This window comes from Pannonibacter anstelovis (assembly GCF_036881715.1).
In the GTDB taxonomy this organism is placed as follows: domain Bacteria; phylum Pseudomonadota; class Alphaproteobacteria; order Rhizobiales; family Stappiaceae; genus Pannonibacter; species Pannonibacter anstelovis.
Window position 1 is genome coordinate 74,470 of the sequence record NZ_JBAKBF010000007.1, and the last position, 15,658, is coordinate 90,127.

The 15,658-nt window shown below is 63.0% G+C and carries 15 protein-coding genes; 11 read left to right on the top strand and 4 right to left on the bottom strand.

Features of this window, described 5'->3' with window-relative positions:
* Positions 1-29 precede the first annotated feature (29 nt).
* Positions 30-839 carry a creatininase family protein gene (locus V6L75_RS12355; protein ID WP_334251809.1) on the bottom strand — a complete coding sequence of 270 codons (810 nt, stop codon included), beginning with the start codon at positions 837-839 and terminating at the stop codon, positions 30-32.
* 183 nt (positions 840-1,022) lie between these two features.
* Here V6L75_RS12355 and V6L75_RS12360 point away from each other — a divergent pair, with 183 nt between their 5' ends.
* Together V6L75_RS12360 and V6L75_RS12365 are read left to right on the top strand one after the other, a co-directional pair.
* A complete protein-coding gene (locus V6L75_RS12360; protein WP_334251811.1) occupies positions 1,023-2,024 on the top strand; it encodes a putative metalloprotease CJM1_0395 family protein in 1,002 nt (333 codons plus the stop codon).
* A 105-nt stretch (positions 2,025-2,129) separates the two neighbouring features.
* The gene (locus V6L75_RS12365; RefSeq protein ID WP_334251812.1) at positions 2,130-3,278 is read left to right on the top strand and encodes an MFS transporter; all 1,149 of its coding nucleotides are present in this window, start codon (positions 2,130-2,132) and stop codon (positions 3,276-3,278) included.
* 249 nt (positions 3,279-3,527) lie between these two features.
* On the opposite strand, the gene V6L75_RS12370 is transcribed toward V6L75_RS12365, so the two are convergent.
* From V6L75_RS12370 to V6L75_RS12380, 3 genes are all read right to left on the bottom strand, one after another.
* Positions 3,528-4,871: an 8-oxoguanine deaminase gene (locus tag V6L75_RS12370; protein ID WP_334251813.1), complete on the bottom strand. Its 1,344-nt coding sequence runs from the start codon at positions 4,869-4,871 to the stop codon at positions 3,528-3,530.
* A gap of 115 nt (positions 4,872-4,986) precedes the next feature.
* Positions 4,987-6,009: a nucleotidyltransferase family protein gene (locus V6L75_RS12375; RefSeq protein WP_334251814.1), complete on the bottom strand. Its 1,023-nt coding sequence runs from the start codon at positions 6,007-6,009 to the stop codon at positions 4,987-4,989.
* 97 nt (positions 6,010-6,106) lie between these two features.
* Positions 6,107-6,496 carry a RidA family protein gene (locus V6L75_RS12380; RefSeq protein ID WP_334251815.1) on the bottom strand — a complete coding sequence of 130 codons (390 nt, stop codon included), beginning with the start codon at positions 6,494-6,496 and terminating at the stop codon, positions 6,107-6,109.
* Between the two features lie 337 nt (positions 6,497-6,833).
* Between V6L75_RS12380 and V6L75_RS12385 the strand changes: the two genes are divergently transcribed.
* The 9 genes from V6L75_RS12385 (at position 6,834) to V6L75_RS12425 (ending at position 15,560) form a co-directional block, all read left to right on the top strand.
* Complete coding sequence (locus V6L75_RS12385) at positions 6,834-7,838, top strand: ABC transporter substrate-binding protein (RefSeq protein WP_334251816.1); 1,005 nt, start codon at positions 6,834-6,836, stop codon at positions 7,836-7,838.
* 123 nt (positions 7,839-7,961) lie between these two features.
* A complete protein-coding gene (locus V6L75_RS12390) occupies positions 7,962-8,798 on the top strand; it encodes an ABC transporter ATP-binding protein (RefSeq protein ID WP_334251817.1) in 837 nt (278 codons plus the stop codon).
* Positions 8,795-9,649, top strand: a complete 855-nt coding sequence (locus tag V6L75_RS12395) for an ABC transporter permease (RefSeq protein WP_334251818.1) — start codon at positions 8,795-8,797, stop codon at positions 9,647-9,649. The genes V6L75_RS12390 and V6L75_RS12395 overlap by 4 nt, the downstream gene beginning before the upstream one ends.
* A gap of 1 nt (position 9,650) precedes the next feature.
* Complete coding sequence (locus V6L75_RS12400) at positions 9,651-11,003, top strand: cytosine deaminase (protein WP_334251820.1); 1,353 nt, start codon at positions 9,651-9,653, stop codon at positions 11,001-11,003.
* Positions 11,000-12,406, top strand: a complete 1,407-nt coding sequence (locus V6L75_RS12405; protein ID WP_334251821.1) for an FAD-binding oxidoreductase — start codon at positions 11,000-11,002, stop codon at positions 12,404-12,406. The genes V6L75_RS12400 and V6L75_RS12405 overlap by 4 nt, the downstream gene beginning before the upstream one ends.
* 84 nt (positions 12,407-12,490) lie before the next feature.
* A complete protein-coding gene (locus V6L75_RS12410) occupies positions 12,491-13,078 on the top strand; it encodes an NAD(P)H-dependent oxidoreductase (RefSeq protein ID WP_334251822.1) in 588 nt (195 codons plus the stop codon).
* 111 nt (positions 13,079-13,189) lie between these two features.
* The gene (locus V6L75_RS12415; protein WP_050472380.1) at positions 13,190-13,714 is read left to right on the top strand and encodes a MarR family winged helix-turn-helix transcriptional regulator; all 525 of its coding nucleotides are present in this window, start codon (positions 13,190-13,192) and stop codon (positions 13,712-13,714) included.
* 308 nt (positions 13,715-14,022) lie between these two features.
* A complete protein-coding gene (locus V6L75_RS12420; protein ID WP_334251823.1) occupies positions 14,023-14,931 on the top strand; it encodes a DMT family transporter in 909 nt (302 codons plus the stop codon).
* 146 nt (positions 14,932-15,077) lie between these two features.
* Positions 15,078-15,560 carry an OmpA family protein gene (locus tag V6L75_RS12425; protein WP_334251957.1) on the top strand — a complete coding sequence of 161 codons (483 nt, stop codon included), beginning with the start codon at positions 15,078-15,080 and terminating at the stop codon, positions 15,558-15,560.
* Positions 15,561-15,658: the final 98 nt, after the last annotated feature.

The window sequence follows — 15,658 nt, forward strand, 5'->3', positions numbered from 1 at the left end:
TTGTTCTGCTGAGTGAAGGCGTCAGGTGTTCAGGCGCCGGGACACCAGAGGCGGGAGAGATCGAAGGCATGGATGTCCTTCAGAAGCTCGACAAAGCCTGCTGCGGCATGGTCCAGCGAGGCCTTGCCCTTTTCCGCTGTGGCGCGGGCTGCATTCCCAACCGCGCCTGCGGGGTTGAGATCCTGCGCCTTCCAGCCGAACTGCTGCTGGCCGTGGCCGCGCAGATATTTGAACTCCTTGATGAAGTCCTGCTGGGTGGACGTGAAGTCGGTGGCCTTGTCCATGCGCACCAGATCCGGCTGCAGGTGCAGCATGATGGAGGTTTCGATGTCGCCGCCATGGATGCCATAGGTGAACTCGTCCGCCGGGAACACGCCCTCCGGCTGGCCGAAGCGGGACCAGGCCGTGGCGGTGACCAGCATCTCGTGGCTGATGCGCAGCTCCCGCGCCACGATGTCGATGATGGGCACATTGCCACCGTGGGAATTGATCAGCACCAGCTTGCGGATACCGGCGCGGGCGACGCTTTCGCCGATATCGATCCAGGCGCGGGTCAGGGTTTCCCACGAGATCGTCAGCGTGCCGGGCGAGGAAATATGCTCGTTCGACTTGCCGATCTGCTGAACGGGCAGGAACGTGACCGGCAGGTCCTCGGGCAGAAGCTCCAGCGTGCGTGCGATCTGGCCTTCGGCAATGGCGGTGTCGGTCCACACCGGCAGATGGGGGCCATGCTGCTCTATGGCTGCCACCGGCAGGACGGCAATCCAGTTGCGTGTATCTGAGCCGGAGAATTCGGCCGTGGTCATCTCATGCCAGAAACGGCGCGGCAGGGCAGGCATGTTGTGAAACCTTCTGAAGGAACAATCAGGACAGGGCTGCCAGACTAGCGGGGTGCAAGCCTGCCGTCATTCCCCTTGTTGCATCAGGAGAGGCTTGCCCCTGCCTTGCTTCACGCAAATCTGATCAAATCACTTAACGCCTGTTAAGAAACCGGCAATGCGGGTGGCGGTACCCTCTACGGCATGGTGAGTGTGCTTGCAGGCCTTTCTGCCGGCATCGGCTCCCGTGCCGATCCGGCCTCGGCTGCCATACGGGACGCTGCTCCTCAAGGTGAACGCGAGGGGCGGGACTATGCTGCTCGCCGCAGTGCCGCCAACCCCCAGGCCACGGCCGCACTCTCGGGCGCCGCGCCGACGCTCCGCGCGGATGCGGTGCAGTTTCTTCAAGGATTGAACGAGGACGGCAGCAGCCTGCGCGACGTCCGGCGCAGCCGAAGCGCAGAGGGCGAAGAACCGCAGGCCCGGTCTGCAACAGGCTCCCGCAGGGGATCTGCCGGTGAAGGAGGTACGGCCTCTGCCGGGGACGTACAGCCTGAGGCGCGTGGCGGCGCTTCGGCTTCTTCCCCTGCAGGTGGTTCGTCTGCTGCGGAGGAGGGGCAGGAGGCCGGCAGTGGCGGTGCGGCCGGAGAGACCGAGCTGACGGAGGAAGAACAGAAGCAGGTCAAGGAGCTTCAGGCCCGCGACCGGGAAGTCCGGGCACATGAGCAGGCCCATGCGCGGGTCGGCGGCGCTTATGCCGGAGCACCGAGCTATACCTTCCAGCAGGGGCCGGACAAGCAGCGTTACGCCATTGGCGGCGAGGTGCAGATCGACACTTCCGCCGAGCGCACACCGGAAGCTACCGCACGCAAGATGCAGATCGTCATCCGGGCAGCGCTGGCACCTGCCGAACCGTCTTCGCAGGATCTGCGTGTGGCCCAGCAGGCCCGCGCCAGCCTTCAGGAAGCGCAGGCCGAGATGCGCGCACAGGCGGCGGAAGAACTGCGCGGCGGGGATGAGGCCGAAGGATCCGGCGGCACGGCGCCGGCGGATGAACGGCGGCCCGACGAAGAAGAAGCACGTGAGGAGAGTGGCGAAGAGGACAGCCGCCGCGCTGACCGGGCTTCGGCCCGCACCGCCTATGAACAGGCCCGCACCCTCTTTGGCGGTGGCGGTTCCAGCTCACAGCCCGGGCTTGTAGCCTGAGCCGCGTCACCATATCTTCACTTGCAAGCGCCTGCCCGCTTGCCTAGTTAGCACGCACCTCCGTGCCGCCCTATCGCTGGCGGTTCCCCTTCAGGATCAGTTCCGATGTCTGCTATTCGCCGTTCGCGCCATGCCGTTGGCGTGGTTTTCTTCGTCATTGGCACCATGATCGGTGTCTGGGCTTCGCGTATCCCGGATATCAAAATCATCCTTGGCGTTGACGAAAGCGGCTTTGGCATGGTGCTGCTGGTGATGGCTTCCGGCGCCTTCATTTCCCTTCCAGTCACAGGCCGCATGGTCGACGTATGGGGCGGCGCACGCATGACCAAGGTGGCCGTTGCGGTCACGCTTGCGCTGTTTGCCAGCCTTTCCTTCGGCGTATCCGTTGTGGTGATTGCACCCATTGCCTTTCTCTTCGGATTTTCGATGGGCTGTCTCGACGTGTCGATGAATGCCTGGGGTGTTGAGGTGGAGCAGGCGCTCGGCCGCCCGGTCATGTCCTCCTATCACGGGCTGTACAGCCTCGGGGCGGGCGTTGGTGCCGGAGTGGGGGCGGCCGCCCTCAGGCTGGATCTGACGGTGCCGCAGCATTTCCTGGGCTGGAGCGTGCTCCTGCTGGCGGTTATCCTCTGGGTGTTCCGCACGCCCTGGGTATCTGTGCGGGCGGAAAAGGGCGGCGAAAAGGCGCCGCTCTTTGCCATTCCGCGCGGGGCGCTGTTCTTTGCCGGTGTCATGGCGCTGGTGGCGGCGCTGGCGGAAGGGGCCATCACCGACTGGGCCGCGCTTTACCAGATCCAGGAGCTGGGCATCGACGATTCCACGGCTGCGGTCGGTTTTGCCGTGTTTTCCGTTGCCATGGTGGTGATGCGCCTGTCCGGCGACCAGCTGATCGCACGCTTCGGACCGGTGCCGGTGGCCCGGATCAGCGGCATTGCGGCTGTCACCGGTGCAGCGCTTCTGGTCATGGGCGGACCAGTCTGGGTGATCTGGATCGCATGCCTGATCATGGGCCTTGGCAATGCGGTCATCTTCCCGCTGGCGATGTCACGGGCTGCAGCAGAGCCGGGTACGTCCAAGGGTGCGGCACTCGCCTCCGTCGCGACACTTGGTTATGGCGCCTTCCTCTTTGGCCCGCCGGTACTGGGCTTCATCGGCCATGCAATGTCGCTGCGCACATCCTTCCTTGTGGTTGCGCTGCTGGCGCTGCTGATCCCGCTGCTGGCCGGAACGCTGAAGGTCAGCCGGAAGGCCTAGAGGACTGCTCCCAGCGGTGCCATTCCGGAGGCGGTCACCCCGGCCTTCGAGCCGGGGTCTACTCGTTTCCAGAGCGGTGAAGCTGACGCGTGGCGCGGAGGCCTGCTCCGGCCGGGTGCCTGCCGCAAGACTGTGGAAGCAAGCACCGCTCTGCAAGCGAGTAGGCCCCGGGTCTGCGCTTCGCTTCGCCCGGGGCGACGCCGAGGCAAGGTGCGGCTCCCATTGCCATCGTCGTGTTGCGGCTCGGCGTCAAAGGCTCTCCAGAAACCGCTTTGCCGCCTCGCCGTGCTCGTGGCGCAGGCGGGCGGTGTCGACGCCGTGGGGCTGGCCGTCCGTCACCTGCCACGTGCCCCCCACCATCACCCGGTCGGCAGCATGGGCGCCGCAGAGGATGAGAGCGGCCAGCGGATCGCCGGCGCCCGAGAAGCGAAGCTCATCCAGCGTGTAGAAGGCAAGGTCGGCCATCATCCCCACCCGGATGGCACCAATGTCATCGCGGCCAAGACAGCGGGCAGAGCCTTCCGTTGCCCAGCGGAGCACGTCGTGATGGGTGACCGAGGCGGCATCATAGGTAAGGCGGTTGATCATCAGCGCGTGGCGCAGGCCTTCCATCAGGTTGGAATTGTCGTTGGAGGCCGAGCCATCGACGCCAAGCCCCACCGGTGAGCCGGCCGCTTCCAGCTCCTTCGTGCGGCACTGGCCGGAGGCAAGCACCATGTTGGAGGTGGGGCAGTGACACACGCCGACGCAGGCATGGCCGAGGCGCTTCACCTCGTCATCGGTGAAATGGATGCCATGGGCCAGCCACACCCGGTCCGTCAGCCAGCCGCAGTCTTCCAGATAATCCACCGGACGGCAGCTGAACTTCTCGACACAGTAGCTGTTCTCGTCGTGGGTTTCGCCCAGATGGGTGTGCAGACGGCAGTCGAAACGCTCCGCAAGTGCCGCGCTTTCGCGCATCAGCTCGCGTGTTACCGAGAAGGGTGAGCAGGGCGACAGCGCCACCTGCAGCATCGAGCCTTTCGAGCGGTCGTGGAATTTCGACAGTACCCGCTCGCAGTCGGCCAGAATCTCGTCCTGATCCTGTACTACGCTGTCCGGCGGTAGGCCGCCATCCTTCTGGCTGAGGTTCATGGAGCCGCGTGTGATGGTCATGCGCATGCCGAGGCGTTCAGCCTCGTCGGCCTGAATGTCCATCGCCGCCTCAAGGCCTGCGGGATAGACATAGTGGTGGTCAGAGGCTGTGGTGCAGCCGGACATCAACAGTTCGGTCAGCGCAAGCCGGGTGCCAAGGCGGAAAGTCTCCGGCGTCACGTTGCGCGCCCAGATTGGGTAAAGCGCCTGCAGCCAGGGAAACAGCTCCTTGTTGATCGCCTGCGGATGGGCGCGGGTCAGCGTCTGGTAGAAGTGGTGATGGGTGTTGATGAGGCCGGGAATGACCACGTGCCGTGAGGCATCAAAGGTGGCCTGAACCGGCAGCATGGGCTCGCGGCCCTTGCCCACCAGCTCCACGATGACGCCGTCCTCCACGACGATGCCCCGTTCCGCCCCTTCGGCGAGAATGGCAATCGGGTCCTTGATCCACAAACGCATGTCCGGTCTGGTCCTTCTGAAGCTGGACCTGCGGGCTTGGATAGCAGGCACTTGCCTGCCCGAGTTCCGCACAGGATTTTACCGGGGCGCACCCTGTCACTGCAGGTCTTTGGTGCTACAGGCAGTCATGAATGCGCGCGCGGGTTTCTGGCACAGCTTCAAGGCTTCTGTCGAGACGTTCACGCCATTTGGGGCCATTGCCCCGTGCGTCCTCCCAGGCCTCTGCCAGATCATCGGGACGGTCCTCTGCCAGTGTCTCGATCAGAAACGCGGCCTGCAGCCGGTCCTTGCGCGCCTTCAGGCTTCCCGGCCCCTCGCGGCGGCGGTCCGCCACAATCAGCTTGTGAATGGCAAACCGCTCCGGCCGGGGGATCTGCACCAGTACGCCGGAGCGGTAAAGCACAGCGGCAGGGATGGGCGCGGCAATCAGATAGTTCAGGAAATGCAGTGACTGTGCACTGACTCCGAGGGCCTCCAGCGGGCGCAGATCTTCTTCAGGGCGGAAGGAGGGGGTGAGAAATTCCACCTGAGTGTCGTTGCGTGTCTGCCGCCAGCGCCAGACCCGGCCCGGATCAAGGCTTGGCACGGGATCAAAGGCGAAGCCGGAGAGCACGTCCTGCATGGAAGTGGAAACCTGCTCATCCTGCGAGAGGGAGAGGGAAAGCCGCTCGAAGCTGGCGATGTCCATGTCCTGCGTCATGGCCGTCTGGTCGAAACGGTAGCGGACACCCAGCTCCCCTTCGTAAAGCCGGAAGGCATGGGTGCCAATGACCGTGCCGCCCAGCCGGAATACTCCGGCACCGGCCATGGCCGCCAGCAGGCTGCCCGTTGCGCCATCCGTGCCGAGAAAACCTTCTGCCCGCAGCAGGCGGATCAGCCGCGACCGCTCCTTCCGGCGGGCTTCCGTTTCTTCCTTGAGCGCTTCGTGGCGGGCAATGCGTGCCTGAAGTGCCTCGCTGTCCTCGCCGATGTAGTGTTTACGCACATCTGTGCCGACCCGGTAGGTGTCGTACCAGTAGGCCTTGCCATTGCGGGTGACACGCGTCGGCGTGCCCCTCAGCCCGGCGACTGCCTCATCGAGCAGGGACCGCAGGAGATCGTGATAGGCTGCGTGACTGACCGGAGAATGCCTTTGCATGGACTCATGTTCAACGAACGGACGTTTTGTTGAGCATAGCATTTTCAGCCATGTTCAACAAAAATTATTTTTGTTGAACATGGCGTCCTCGTGCAGCTCAGTCCGCTCTTGCGGCGATCACTTCCACTTCCACCACAAACTCCTCCCGGGTGAAGCCGCCGACGATCATCAGGGTCGAGGCGGGGGGAGGCGTGGAGGTGAATTCGTCGCGGGTCTTCATGTAGCCGGGCATGTGCTCGCGCCCTGTTACGAAAGCGTTGATCCGCACGATGTCGGCAAGGCTCGTGCCTGCGGCTGCGAGGATTTCGCGGATGTTGTGGAAGCAAAGCCGCGTCTGCGCCTCAACGCCAGACGGGATCACATCATCCGGGCCGATACCGAGCTGGCCGGAGGTGAAGATCAGCCTATGACCGGCGGGCACCTCGATGCCGTGGCTGTAGCGTGCAAAGGGCGGGCGGATGGTGGCTGGCGTAACCGGATTTGTCATGAGGCTTTGGGCAATCCTGCTGGAAAGGCTGAGCACTGGTGCAGGCCAGAGTGCCGCCGGGATTGCGGCTGCGCAAGACTTGCGCATGCTGATCCGAGTGGCAAATGCCTGCAGATTATGCAAGCTTGCGCTGGTCTGGAGCCGATCCGGGGGGAGCGGAAGTGCCCATGAGGCAGGCAGATGACGGGAAACCGCCATTGGATCTGGCAGTTGCAGCCGGGTGGCGGCTGGCATGGGGCTTGCACAATCAGTTCAGCGTGATTGCCTGAACCGCTCCAAGGGCCTGAGGAGGCACAGCGGCAGAGCTTTAAAAAGCAATACGGAGGCGGAAGACAACATGCGCTTTTTGACTTCTCTTGGCGGGGCTGCGGCCCTTGGCCTCGTGCTGTCCAGTCAGGCTTTTGCTCTGGATGAAATCAAGTTCGCCACCAACTGGCTGGCCCAGGCGGAGCATGGCGGCTTCTATCAGGCGGTCGCGGACGGCACTTATGAAAAATATGGCCTCAAGGTCGAGATCGTGCAGGGCGGCCCGCAGGCGGCCAGCCGGGCGCTGATGCTGGCGGGCAAGGTCGAGTTCTACATGGCGGGCAACATGCTGCAGCCGCTCAATGCGCTGGCAGAGGACATTCCGGTCGTTGAAGTGGCCGCCATATTCCAGAAGGATCCGCAGGTCCTGATCGCTCATCCCGATGCGGGGCTGGAGAAATTCGAGGACCTCGCCAAGCTCCCCACGATCTTCATGGGCACGGATGGCTTTGCCTCCTACTTCCAGTGGATGAAGTCGGCCTATCCGGGCTTCAAGGATGAGCAGTACAAGCCCTATGCCTTCAACCCCGGCCCGTTCCTGGCTGACAAGCAGTCGGCGCAGCAGGGCTACATCACGTCCGAACCTTTTGCCATCGAGACCGAGGGGGGCTTCAAGCCGAAGCTGTTCCTGCTGGCAGACTATGGTTTCGAGACCTATTCCACCCTCATCGAGGGCCGCAAGGATTACGTTGAGGCCAACAAGGACCTGACGCAGCGCTTCGTCGATGCCAGCATCGAGGGCTGGTACAACTATCTCTACGGGGACAACACGGCGGCCAACGAGCTGATCAAGAAAGACAACCCGGAGATGACCGACGACCAGATCGCCTTCTCCATCGAAACCATGAAGTCCTTCGGCCTCGTGGAATCGGGTGAAGCACTGGAAAAGGGCATCGGCTGCATGACGGACGAAAAGCAGCAGGCCTTCTATGACAGCATGGTCAAGGCGGGCGTGGTGAAGGCCGGGATCGATATCAAGTCGATCTACACCACCGAATTCGTCTGCAAGGGCGTGGGCATGAACCTGAAGAAGTGACAAGCTGTTCCGGCGGGCGGCATTCGCGTGCCGCCTGCTGCCAGCCGCCGCTCGTGTGATGCAGTCAATGCCTCCGTGAGCTGGTGTCCTGTTGTCCGTCTGTCAGGGAGCCTGTGTCTGGGCATGTCCGAATTGTCTCATTCTGCCGCTTTGGCCGCAGCCGCGCCCCATGCTGCATCTCCTCGTCCGCTTGTCCGCCTCAATCGCATTTCCAAGGTCTTTTCCAGCGGCACCGTGGCGCTGAAGGACATGACGCTGGACGTGGGGCAGGGGGAGTTCATCAGTCTTCTGGGCCCCTCCGGCTGCGGCAAGTCGACGGCGCTGCGCATCATCGCAGGCCTTGGCGACATCTCGTCCGGCGCGCTGGAATGGCCGACCTCGGATCATGATGCGCTGGGCAAGGCCCATCCGGAAATCAGCTTTGTCTTCCAGGAGCCGACCTTGATGCCCTGGGCGACTGTCTTTGCCAATGTCTGGCTGCCGCTGCGGCTCAAGGGCGTTTCGAAGGAGGCCGCGCGGGAGCGGGTGAGCGAAGCACTGGAGATGGTCGGGCTCGGCCAGTTCCACGAGGCTTACCCGCGTGAACTCTCCGGCGGCATGAAGATGCGCGTCTCCATTGCCCGTGCATTGGTGACGAGGCCGAAGCTGCTGCTGATGGACGAGCCTTTTGCCGCCCTTGATGAAATCACCCGTTTCAAGCTGAACAACGATCTTCTCCAATTGTGGGAGCGGTTCGGCTGGACGGTCATCTTTGTCACACACTCCGTCTATGAGAGTGTCTATTTGTCGAACCGCATCGTCGTCATGGCTGCCCGGCCAGGGCGGGTGGTGAGTGATCTGGCGGTGGAGGCGCCCTATCCGAGGGATGAGGAATTCCGCACGTCGTCCATCTACAACGACTACTGCCGCCAGACTTCGGCAGCCCTGCATGCGGCCATGGACGTGAGGGACCACCTATGACGGCGGCGGAAAAGAGCGAACTGGCGGACAATGCGGTGCTTCTGCCCGTCTCCAGCCGGCCGGACCTGACGGGGCGGGTTCTGCGCATCGGAGTACCCATTCTGATGCTGGGGCTGCTAGTGCTTGCCTGGGCCTGGTATGTCAGTGCCTACAACGTGCCGCATTACATTCTGCCCAGCCCCGCCCGTGTTGCCCAATCGCTCTACAATGACTGGGGCACCCTGTCCGGAGCGCTTTGGGTCACGGTGAAGATCACGCTCACTGCGCTGCTGCTGGCGCTGGCGGGTGGCGCCGGTCTTGCCGTGCTGATGAACCAGTCGCGCTGGATCGAGCTGGCGGTCTATCCTTACGCGGTGATCCTGCAGGTGACGCCGATTGTCGCCATTGCACCGCTGATCCTCATCTATGCGCCGACGACACAGACCGCGCTGCTGATCTGCGCCTTCATCGTCGCCTTCTTTCCAGTGCTGTCCAACACGACGCAGGGGCTGAAATCGACGGATCATAACCTTCTGAACCTGTTCGAGCTTTATGGCGCCAGCCGCTGGCAGACGCTGCTCTATCTGAAGATGCCCGCCGCGCTGCCCTACTTTCTGGCAGGTCTTCGCATTGCGGGCGGACTGGCGCTGATTGCTGCCGTGGTGGCCGAGTTTGCGGCAGGTTCCGCCGGGGCACAGTCCGGCCTTGCCTACCGTCTGCTGGAAAGCCAGTTCCGGCTCAACATTCCGCGGCTTTTTGCGGCCCTGATCCTCCTGTCCCTGACGGGTGTGGTGATCTTTGCGGCGACCAGCCTTGTTTCGCATCTGTTGCTGCGGCGCTGGCACGAAAGCGCCATCCGCAGGGAGAATTGACATGACCTGGCTGCTGAAGGCCCCGGTGCGCGGCACCGCCCGTTTCCAGCGCGCAAGAGTGCCCGCTTCGCTCCTGCCGGACCATGTGGCAGGCAGCGATCCGGCCGCGCTGGTGCAGGTCGATATCGAGGTGCGCGATGGCCGCATTGCCATGATCCGCCCCTCAGGCGGCATTCCGGCAGCACCCTGTGGTGACTGTCATGATCTTGACGATGGCATGGTTTTGCCAGGCCTCATCGACATGCATACCCACCTCGACAAGGGTCACATCACCCCGCGCCGTCCCAATCCGGATGGCACCTTCATGGGGGCGCTGACGTCGGTGGGGCTCGACCGTCTGGCCAACTGGACGGCAGCAGATGTGCGGGCGCGCATGGAATTTTCGCTGCGCTCCGCCTATGCGCAGGGTACGGTTCTGATCCGCACCCATCTCGACAGCCTGCCGCCGCAGGAGACGATTTCCTGGCCGGTGTTCCAGGAGGTGCGCGACGACTGGGCCGGCCGGATCGAGCTGCAGGCCGCCTGCCTCTTCGGCATTGACCGGCTGGATGCGGATGATGGCTATCTGACCGCAATCGCAGACCGGGTGTCCCGCGCTGGTGGCGTGCTTGGGGCTGTCACCTACATGATCCCGCGCCTCGACGAGCATCTGGACGCCATATTCCGTGCTGCTGCCGAACGGAACCTGCCGCTCGACTTCCATGCAGATGAAACCGGCGACACGGGCGCCCGAACCCTGCACCATATTGCCGAAGCGGCCATCCGCAATGGCTTCAAGGGGCAGGTGGTGGTGGGGCATTGCTGTTCCCTCGCGCTGCAGGAACCGGACGAGATTGACCGCACACTGGATCTGGTGGCGGAGGCCGGGCTTGGTATCGTGTCCCTGCCCATGTGCAATATGTATCTGCAGGACCGGCAGGCCGGGCGCACACCGCGCTGGCGTGGGGTTACTCTGCTGCACGAGATGAAGGCGCGCGGCATTCCGGTGGCGGTTGCCTCCGACAACACCCGCGACCCTTTCTATGCCTATGGCGATATGAACCTGATCGAGGTCTACACCCAGGCAACGCGCATCCTGCAACTGGACCATCCGGTGGGGGACTGGATCAACACCGTGACCCGGACACCGGCGCAGTTGCTGGGCCGGTCTGATCTGGGCCGGCTGACGGAAGGCGCGCCGGCCGACATGGTGCTGCTGCGGGCCCGCAACTGGAGCGAACTCCTATCCCGCCCGCATGGGCTGAAGGCGGTGCTGCGCCATGGCCGGACCATCGACATGACCTTGCCGGACTACCGCGAACTTGACCCTCTGATGACCAATGCCGTGACACTTGAACGGGGAGCTGCTGAATGAGTGCGCTCGAAAAGCTGAAGGCGGACCTCGCCGGGATTGCCATGGAGGACAATCCGCAGATCGTGAAACAGAAGAGCCGCGATTTCTTCTGGTATTCGCCGGTTCTCAAGCAGCAGCTGGACCACGTGACGGGTGATCTGGTGGTGACGCCCAAGTCCGAGGCGGAGGTGATCGAGGTTCTGAAGGCTTGCTACGCCCTCGATATTCCGGTGACGGTGCGCGGCGCTGGCACCGGCAACTACGGCCAGGCCATGCCGCTGTCCGGCGGTGTCATCCTCAATCTGGCCGAAATGAACAAGGTGAAGTCCATTCGACCCGGCGTTGTGGTGGCGGAGCCGGGGGCGATCATCTCGAAGATCGATGACGAGACCCGCGCCCATTCCGGGCAGGAACTGCGGCTGCACCCGTCCACCTACCGCACGGCCACGATCGGCGGCTTCATTGCGGGCGGCTCCGGGGGCGTCGGCTCAATCAACTGGGGCGGGCTGCGCGATCTTGGCAATGTGCTGCGCCTGCGCGTCATCACCATGGAGGCCGAGCCGAAGGTTCTGGAGATGACGGGCCATGACCTGCATAAGGTCATGCATGCCTATGGCACCAACGGCGTCATCACCGAGGTGGAGATGCCGCTGACGGCTTCTTATGACTGGGTGGACGTGGTCGTCGGCTTCGATGCCTTTATGGACGGCGTGCGCTTTGCCGATGCGCTGGGCAATCAGGATGGATTGCTGGTCAAGGAAATCGCCCCCATCGCCGCGCCCGTGCCGCATGACTATTTCCTGCGCCACCAGAAATACATCCGCCGCGACCAGTCCGTGGTGGTGGTGATGGTGGCCTCCTTCGCCATGGACGCATTTGCCGCCTTCGCCGAAGCTGACCGGCGCGCCTCGATCCTCTACCGTTCGGATCTGGCCGATGAGGCAACGCGAAAGTCTCTGCCGCCGGCTTATGAACTGGCCTGGAATCATACCACCTTGCGCGGGCTTCGGGTCGATCCGTCGATCACTTATCTGCAGGTGCTCTATCCTTTCCCCGATCACGTGGAGAAGGTGCGCCGCATGTGCGACCTCTTTGGTGATGAGGTGCCGGGGCATCTGGAGTTCGTGCGCTTTGACGGCAAGATCACCTGCTTCGGCCTGCCCATCGTGCGCTACACCTCCGAAGAGCGGCTGAACGAGATCATCCGCCTGCATGAGGAGGGCGGCTGCCCGATCTTCAATCCCCACCGCTATACGCTGGAGGAAGGGGGCATGAAGCAAACCGATGAGGTGCAGCTTGCCTTCAAGCGGAAGGCGGACCCCAAGGGGCTGCTCAATCCGGGCAAGATGATCGCCTGGGAAGACCCGTCCTATGATTTCCGCAGTGGCAAGGTGTTCCTCTTTCCGGGCCTTGCCCGCGCCTGAGATGCGGCTCGCGGCCCCTCTCAAACTGACCAGTCATTTGATCCGGCCAGCTGCCGTGCTGGCCGGGATGCCGGAGGCATCAAGGTGAAGGCACTCGTCGTCTATTCGCATCCCGTTCCCGAAAGCTTCAATGCCTCCATGCGCGATCATGTTGTCTCGGTGCTGCAGCAGGCCGGGCATGAGGTGCGGCTGATCGATCTTTATGCCGAAGGCTTTGACCCTGCCATGAGCGCAGACGAGCGGCGCGGCTATCATGATGTGGACAGCAACGTGCTGCCCGTGAAGGCGCATGTGGAAGCAATCCTGTGGTGCGACATGATGGTGTTTGTCTATCCGACCTGGTGGTTCGGGCTTCCAGCCATGCTGAAGGGCTGGTTTGACCGGGTGTGGGTGCCGCATGTCACCTTCGAAATGCCGTCAGAACACACGGGTATGCGGCCGAAAATGCAGCATATCCGCAAGATCGCCATCGTCACCACCTGCGGGGCAAGCTGGTTTGTTTCCAAGCTGATGGGCGAGCCGGGGCGCAAGACCATCATGCGGGGATTGCGCGCTCTTTGCGCGCCGCGCTGCAAGACGCTTTACCTCGCGCATTACCGGATGGACAGTTCCACGCAGGAAAGCCGGGACCGCTACGTGAAAAAAGTTGCAAGAAGGCTCGCAAAGTTCTGAGCCGGGGCACAGAGTGTCATTTGACGGTTAAACAACGCGGCTAGGGTTCCGGCGAATCGGCGCCCGGCTTCGGGTGCCGTGCCTGCCATTTCCACTGCGGAGCGAGCGATCATGGCATTCAGTTACAAGAAGAGCGTCACCTTCCGCCTGCTGCAGGCGGCCAAGGCCCAGCGGGCGCGGGCCGGGACCCATCTAATGCGCGCCGGCCTGCATCCGGGGCAGGAACTGGTGCTGAAGGTGCTGGCCGACAGTGATGGCCGCACCATGAGCCAGCTGGCGCTGGCGCTTGGCGTGCAGCCGCCCACCGTGACCAAGATGGTCACCCGCCTGTCTGCACAGGGCCTTGTCCGCCGCCAGATCTCCGATACGGACGGCCGTCTTGCCCGTGTGTTCCTCACCGATGAGGGGCGTGACCGGATCGAGGCCGTCGACAAGGCCTGGAAGCGTCTTGAAAAGGAAGCCATTGCCGGTCTTGACGACAAGGACCGCAAGCGCCTGAAGAAGCTGCTGCGCCAGATCGAGAAGAACCTCTCCCTGTCTCTCGATGACGATGAAGGCGACGAGGAGCTGCTGGAGCCGGATGAGGACGATGCACCCAAGGCAGCCGTGATCGCGCTTGCAACCGCGGAAAGCTGAGACACTTCCCGGTGAGCTTTCCCTCGCCGGGATCTTGCCAAGCGGGATTTGGTCAAGTCTCTGCGCTGGCTGAACAATTCCTGGGCCGGATGCGTCACGGCGGACGGCCTGGCACGGGGCTCTGCATGGTTCTTGTTCGGTCAGGAATTGCTGATCGCCGGGAGCGGTGCTCTGCAAGGCTGTCATGCTGAAAGGATGGTGCGAACCGTACCGTTCGGTCTGTTTGTGGGCTTCCGTTCCTCCTGCAGCCACTCTAAGGTGAGGGTTGATGCGCCGGTCCCGGCGCGGGTGTTTCTGGAAGAAAATCCATGATCAGCAGTCCGGATGGTTCCGGTTCAGCGGCGCGTGAAGAATCACGCTCCCAGCTCATTGGCATCGGCATGCTTCTGCTTGCCTGTTTCCTGTTTGCTGGCCTTGATGCCACGGCGAAATATCTGGTTCGTGAACTGCCAGCGTTTCAGGTTGTCTGGGTGCGATTTGTCACGCACATGGTGCTGGCCTTCTTCCTGTTCCGCATCTGGGCGCATCCTGAGTATTTCCGCACCGACCGGCCAGTGCTGATGATCCTGCGCGGCTTCTGCCTGCTCGGGAACACCTCGTTCAACTTCCTTGCCATGCGGCATCTGCAGCTGGCCGAAACCATGTCGATCATGTTTGCCGGCACCATTCTGGTGACGGCACTGGCGGTGCCGATGCTGGGCGAAAAGGTTGGCCCACGGCGCTGGGCGGCAGTCTTCGTCGGCTTCATCGGGGTTCTGGTCATCGTGCAGCCCGGCTCCGGCCCGCTCAACTGGGCAGTGATCTACTCTCTGCTCTCGATGGTCTGCTACTCACTCTACACGCTGCTGACGCGCATGCTCTCGACCACTGATTCCACCCTCAGCATGCTGATCATTCCGGCGGCCGTGGCGTCGCTCGCCATGGCGCCGGGCGGTATTTCCGTGTGGCAGGCGCCGCCGAGTCTGTTCCATTGGGGGCTGCTGGTTGCCACCGGCGTCTTCGGCGGGCTTGGCCACTGGATACTTATCAGTGCCTACCGCCGCGCACCTGCCTCTGTGCTGGCGCCTTTCACCTATGTGCAGATCATCTGGATGATCAGTCTCGGCTACCTTGTCTTTGCCGACCTGCCGGGCAGCTCCACCCTGATCGGCGCGTCCATCGTCGTCAGCTCCGGGCTCTACATTCTCTACCGCGAACAGATCGTCAAAAAGCGTTAGGCGTCCACTTGGCTGATCTCCCCCGTCTTTTCCATTGACGCCCAGCGGCAGGAATGCTCTGAAATTCCTGCAAGGGGTTGGCGAAGATCGGGGGATTTTTCGTGCGGGGATGGGGCTTATCAGGACTGCGGGCGCTGTTGCTCGCCATGCCGCTGGCCGGTTGCGCAGGGCTTGGCCTGACGGACGGGCAGGCTCCGGCGACTCCGGCTGAGGCCGCCGGGTTTGAGCCAGGCAGCGAGGAAGAGTTCATGCTGAATGCGGGGCGCCGCATTCATTTTGCCGAAGGTTCGGCGGCCATTTCACCCGAGGCCGAAGCCATCCTGATCCGGCAGGCTGCCTGGCTCAATATTTATCCTCATTGGCTCGCCAAGGTGCAGGGCCACGCCGATGACCCGGGCGGCGAGGCGGCGAACAAGCGCCTTTCCGAACAGCGGGCAAAGGCTGTCCTGGACAAGCTGGTGGCGCTGGGCGTGGATCCGCAGCGGCTGTGGTTCAAGGGCTATGGAATCGAGCGGCCGGAAACGGACTGCGATCCGCAGGACTGCGCCCGGATGAGCCGTCAGGTTACGGTCAACCTGCGCAACGAGTTCGACGACAGTGCGCCGCAGTTCAAACGGTTTGGCCGGTAAGTGCACCGCATGGCTTGCACTTCGCGCCTGCGCCCCGCATGCTCGATAGAACTTGCGATTCAGGGTCTTGCCGGTCTATCAGCCTTTTGTCTGGCTGG

Bases quoted from the DNA above. Each gene is read 5' to 3' on its own strand.
- V6L75_RS12355 (WP_334251809.1), bottom strand. From the start codon at position 839: ATGCCTGCCCTGCCGCGCCGTTTCTGGCATGAGATGACCACGGCCGAA.
- V6L75_RS12360 (WP_334251811.1), top strand. From the start codon at position 1,023: ATGGTGAGTGTGCTTGCAGGCCTTTCTGCCGGCATCGGCTCCCGTGCC.
- V6L75_RS12365 (WP_334251812.1), top strand. From the start codon at position 2,130: ATGTCTGCTATTCGCCGTTCGCGCCATGCCGTTGGCGTGGTTTTCTTC.
- V6L75_RS12370 (WP_334251813.1), bottom strand. From the start codon at position 4,871: ATGCGTTTGTGGATCAAGGACCCGATTGCCATTCTCGCCGAAGGGGCG.
- V6L75_RS12375 (WP_334251814.1), bottom strand. From the start codon at position 6,009: ATGCAAAGGCATTCTCCGGTCAGTCACGCAGCCTATCACGATCTCCTG.
- V6L75_RS12380 (WP_334251815.1), bottom strand. From the start codon at position 6,496: ATGACAAATCCGGTTACGCCAGCCACCATCCGCCCGCCCTTTGCACGC.
- V6L75_RS12385 (WP_334251816.1), top strand. From the start codon at position 6,834: ATGCGCTTTTTGACTTCTCTTGGCGGGGCTGCGGCCCTTGGCCTCGTG.
- V6L75_RS12390 (WP_334251817.1), top strand. From the start codon at position 7,962: ATGTCCGAATTGTCTCATTCTGCCGCTTTGGCCGCAGCCGCGCCCCAT.
- V6L75_RS12395 (WP_334251818.1), top strand. From the start codon at position 8,795: ATGACGGCGGCGGAAAAGAGCGAACTGGCGGACAATGCGGTGCTTCTG.
- V6L75_RS12400 (WP_334251820.1), top strand. From the start codon at position 9,651: ATGACCTGGCTGCTGAAGGCCCCGGTGCGCGGCACCGCCCGTTTCCAG.
- V6L75_RS12405 (WP_334251821.1), top strand. From the start codon at position 11,000: ATGAGTGCGCTCGAAAAGCTGAAGGCGGACCTCGCCGGGATTGCCATG.
- V6L75_RS12415 (WP_050472380.1), top strand. From the start codon at position 13,190: ATGGCATTCAGTTACAAGAAGAGCGTCACCTTCCGCCTGCTGCAGGCG.
- V6L75_RS12420 (WP_334251823.1), top strand. From the start codon at position 14,023: ATGATCAGCAGTCCGGATGGTTCCGGTTCAGCGGCGCGTGAAGAATCA.
- V6L75_RS12425 (WP_334251957.1), top strand. From the start codon at position 15,078: ATGCCGCTGGCCGGTTGCGCAGGGCTTGGCCTGACGGACGGGCAGGCT.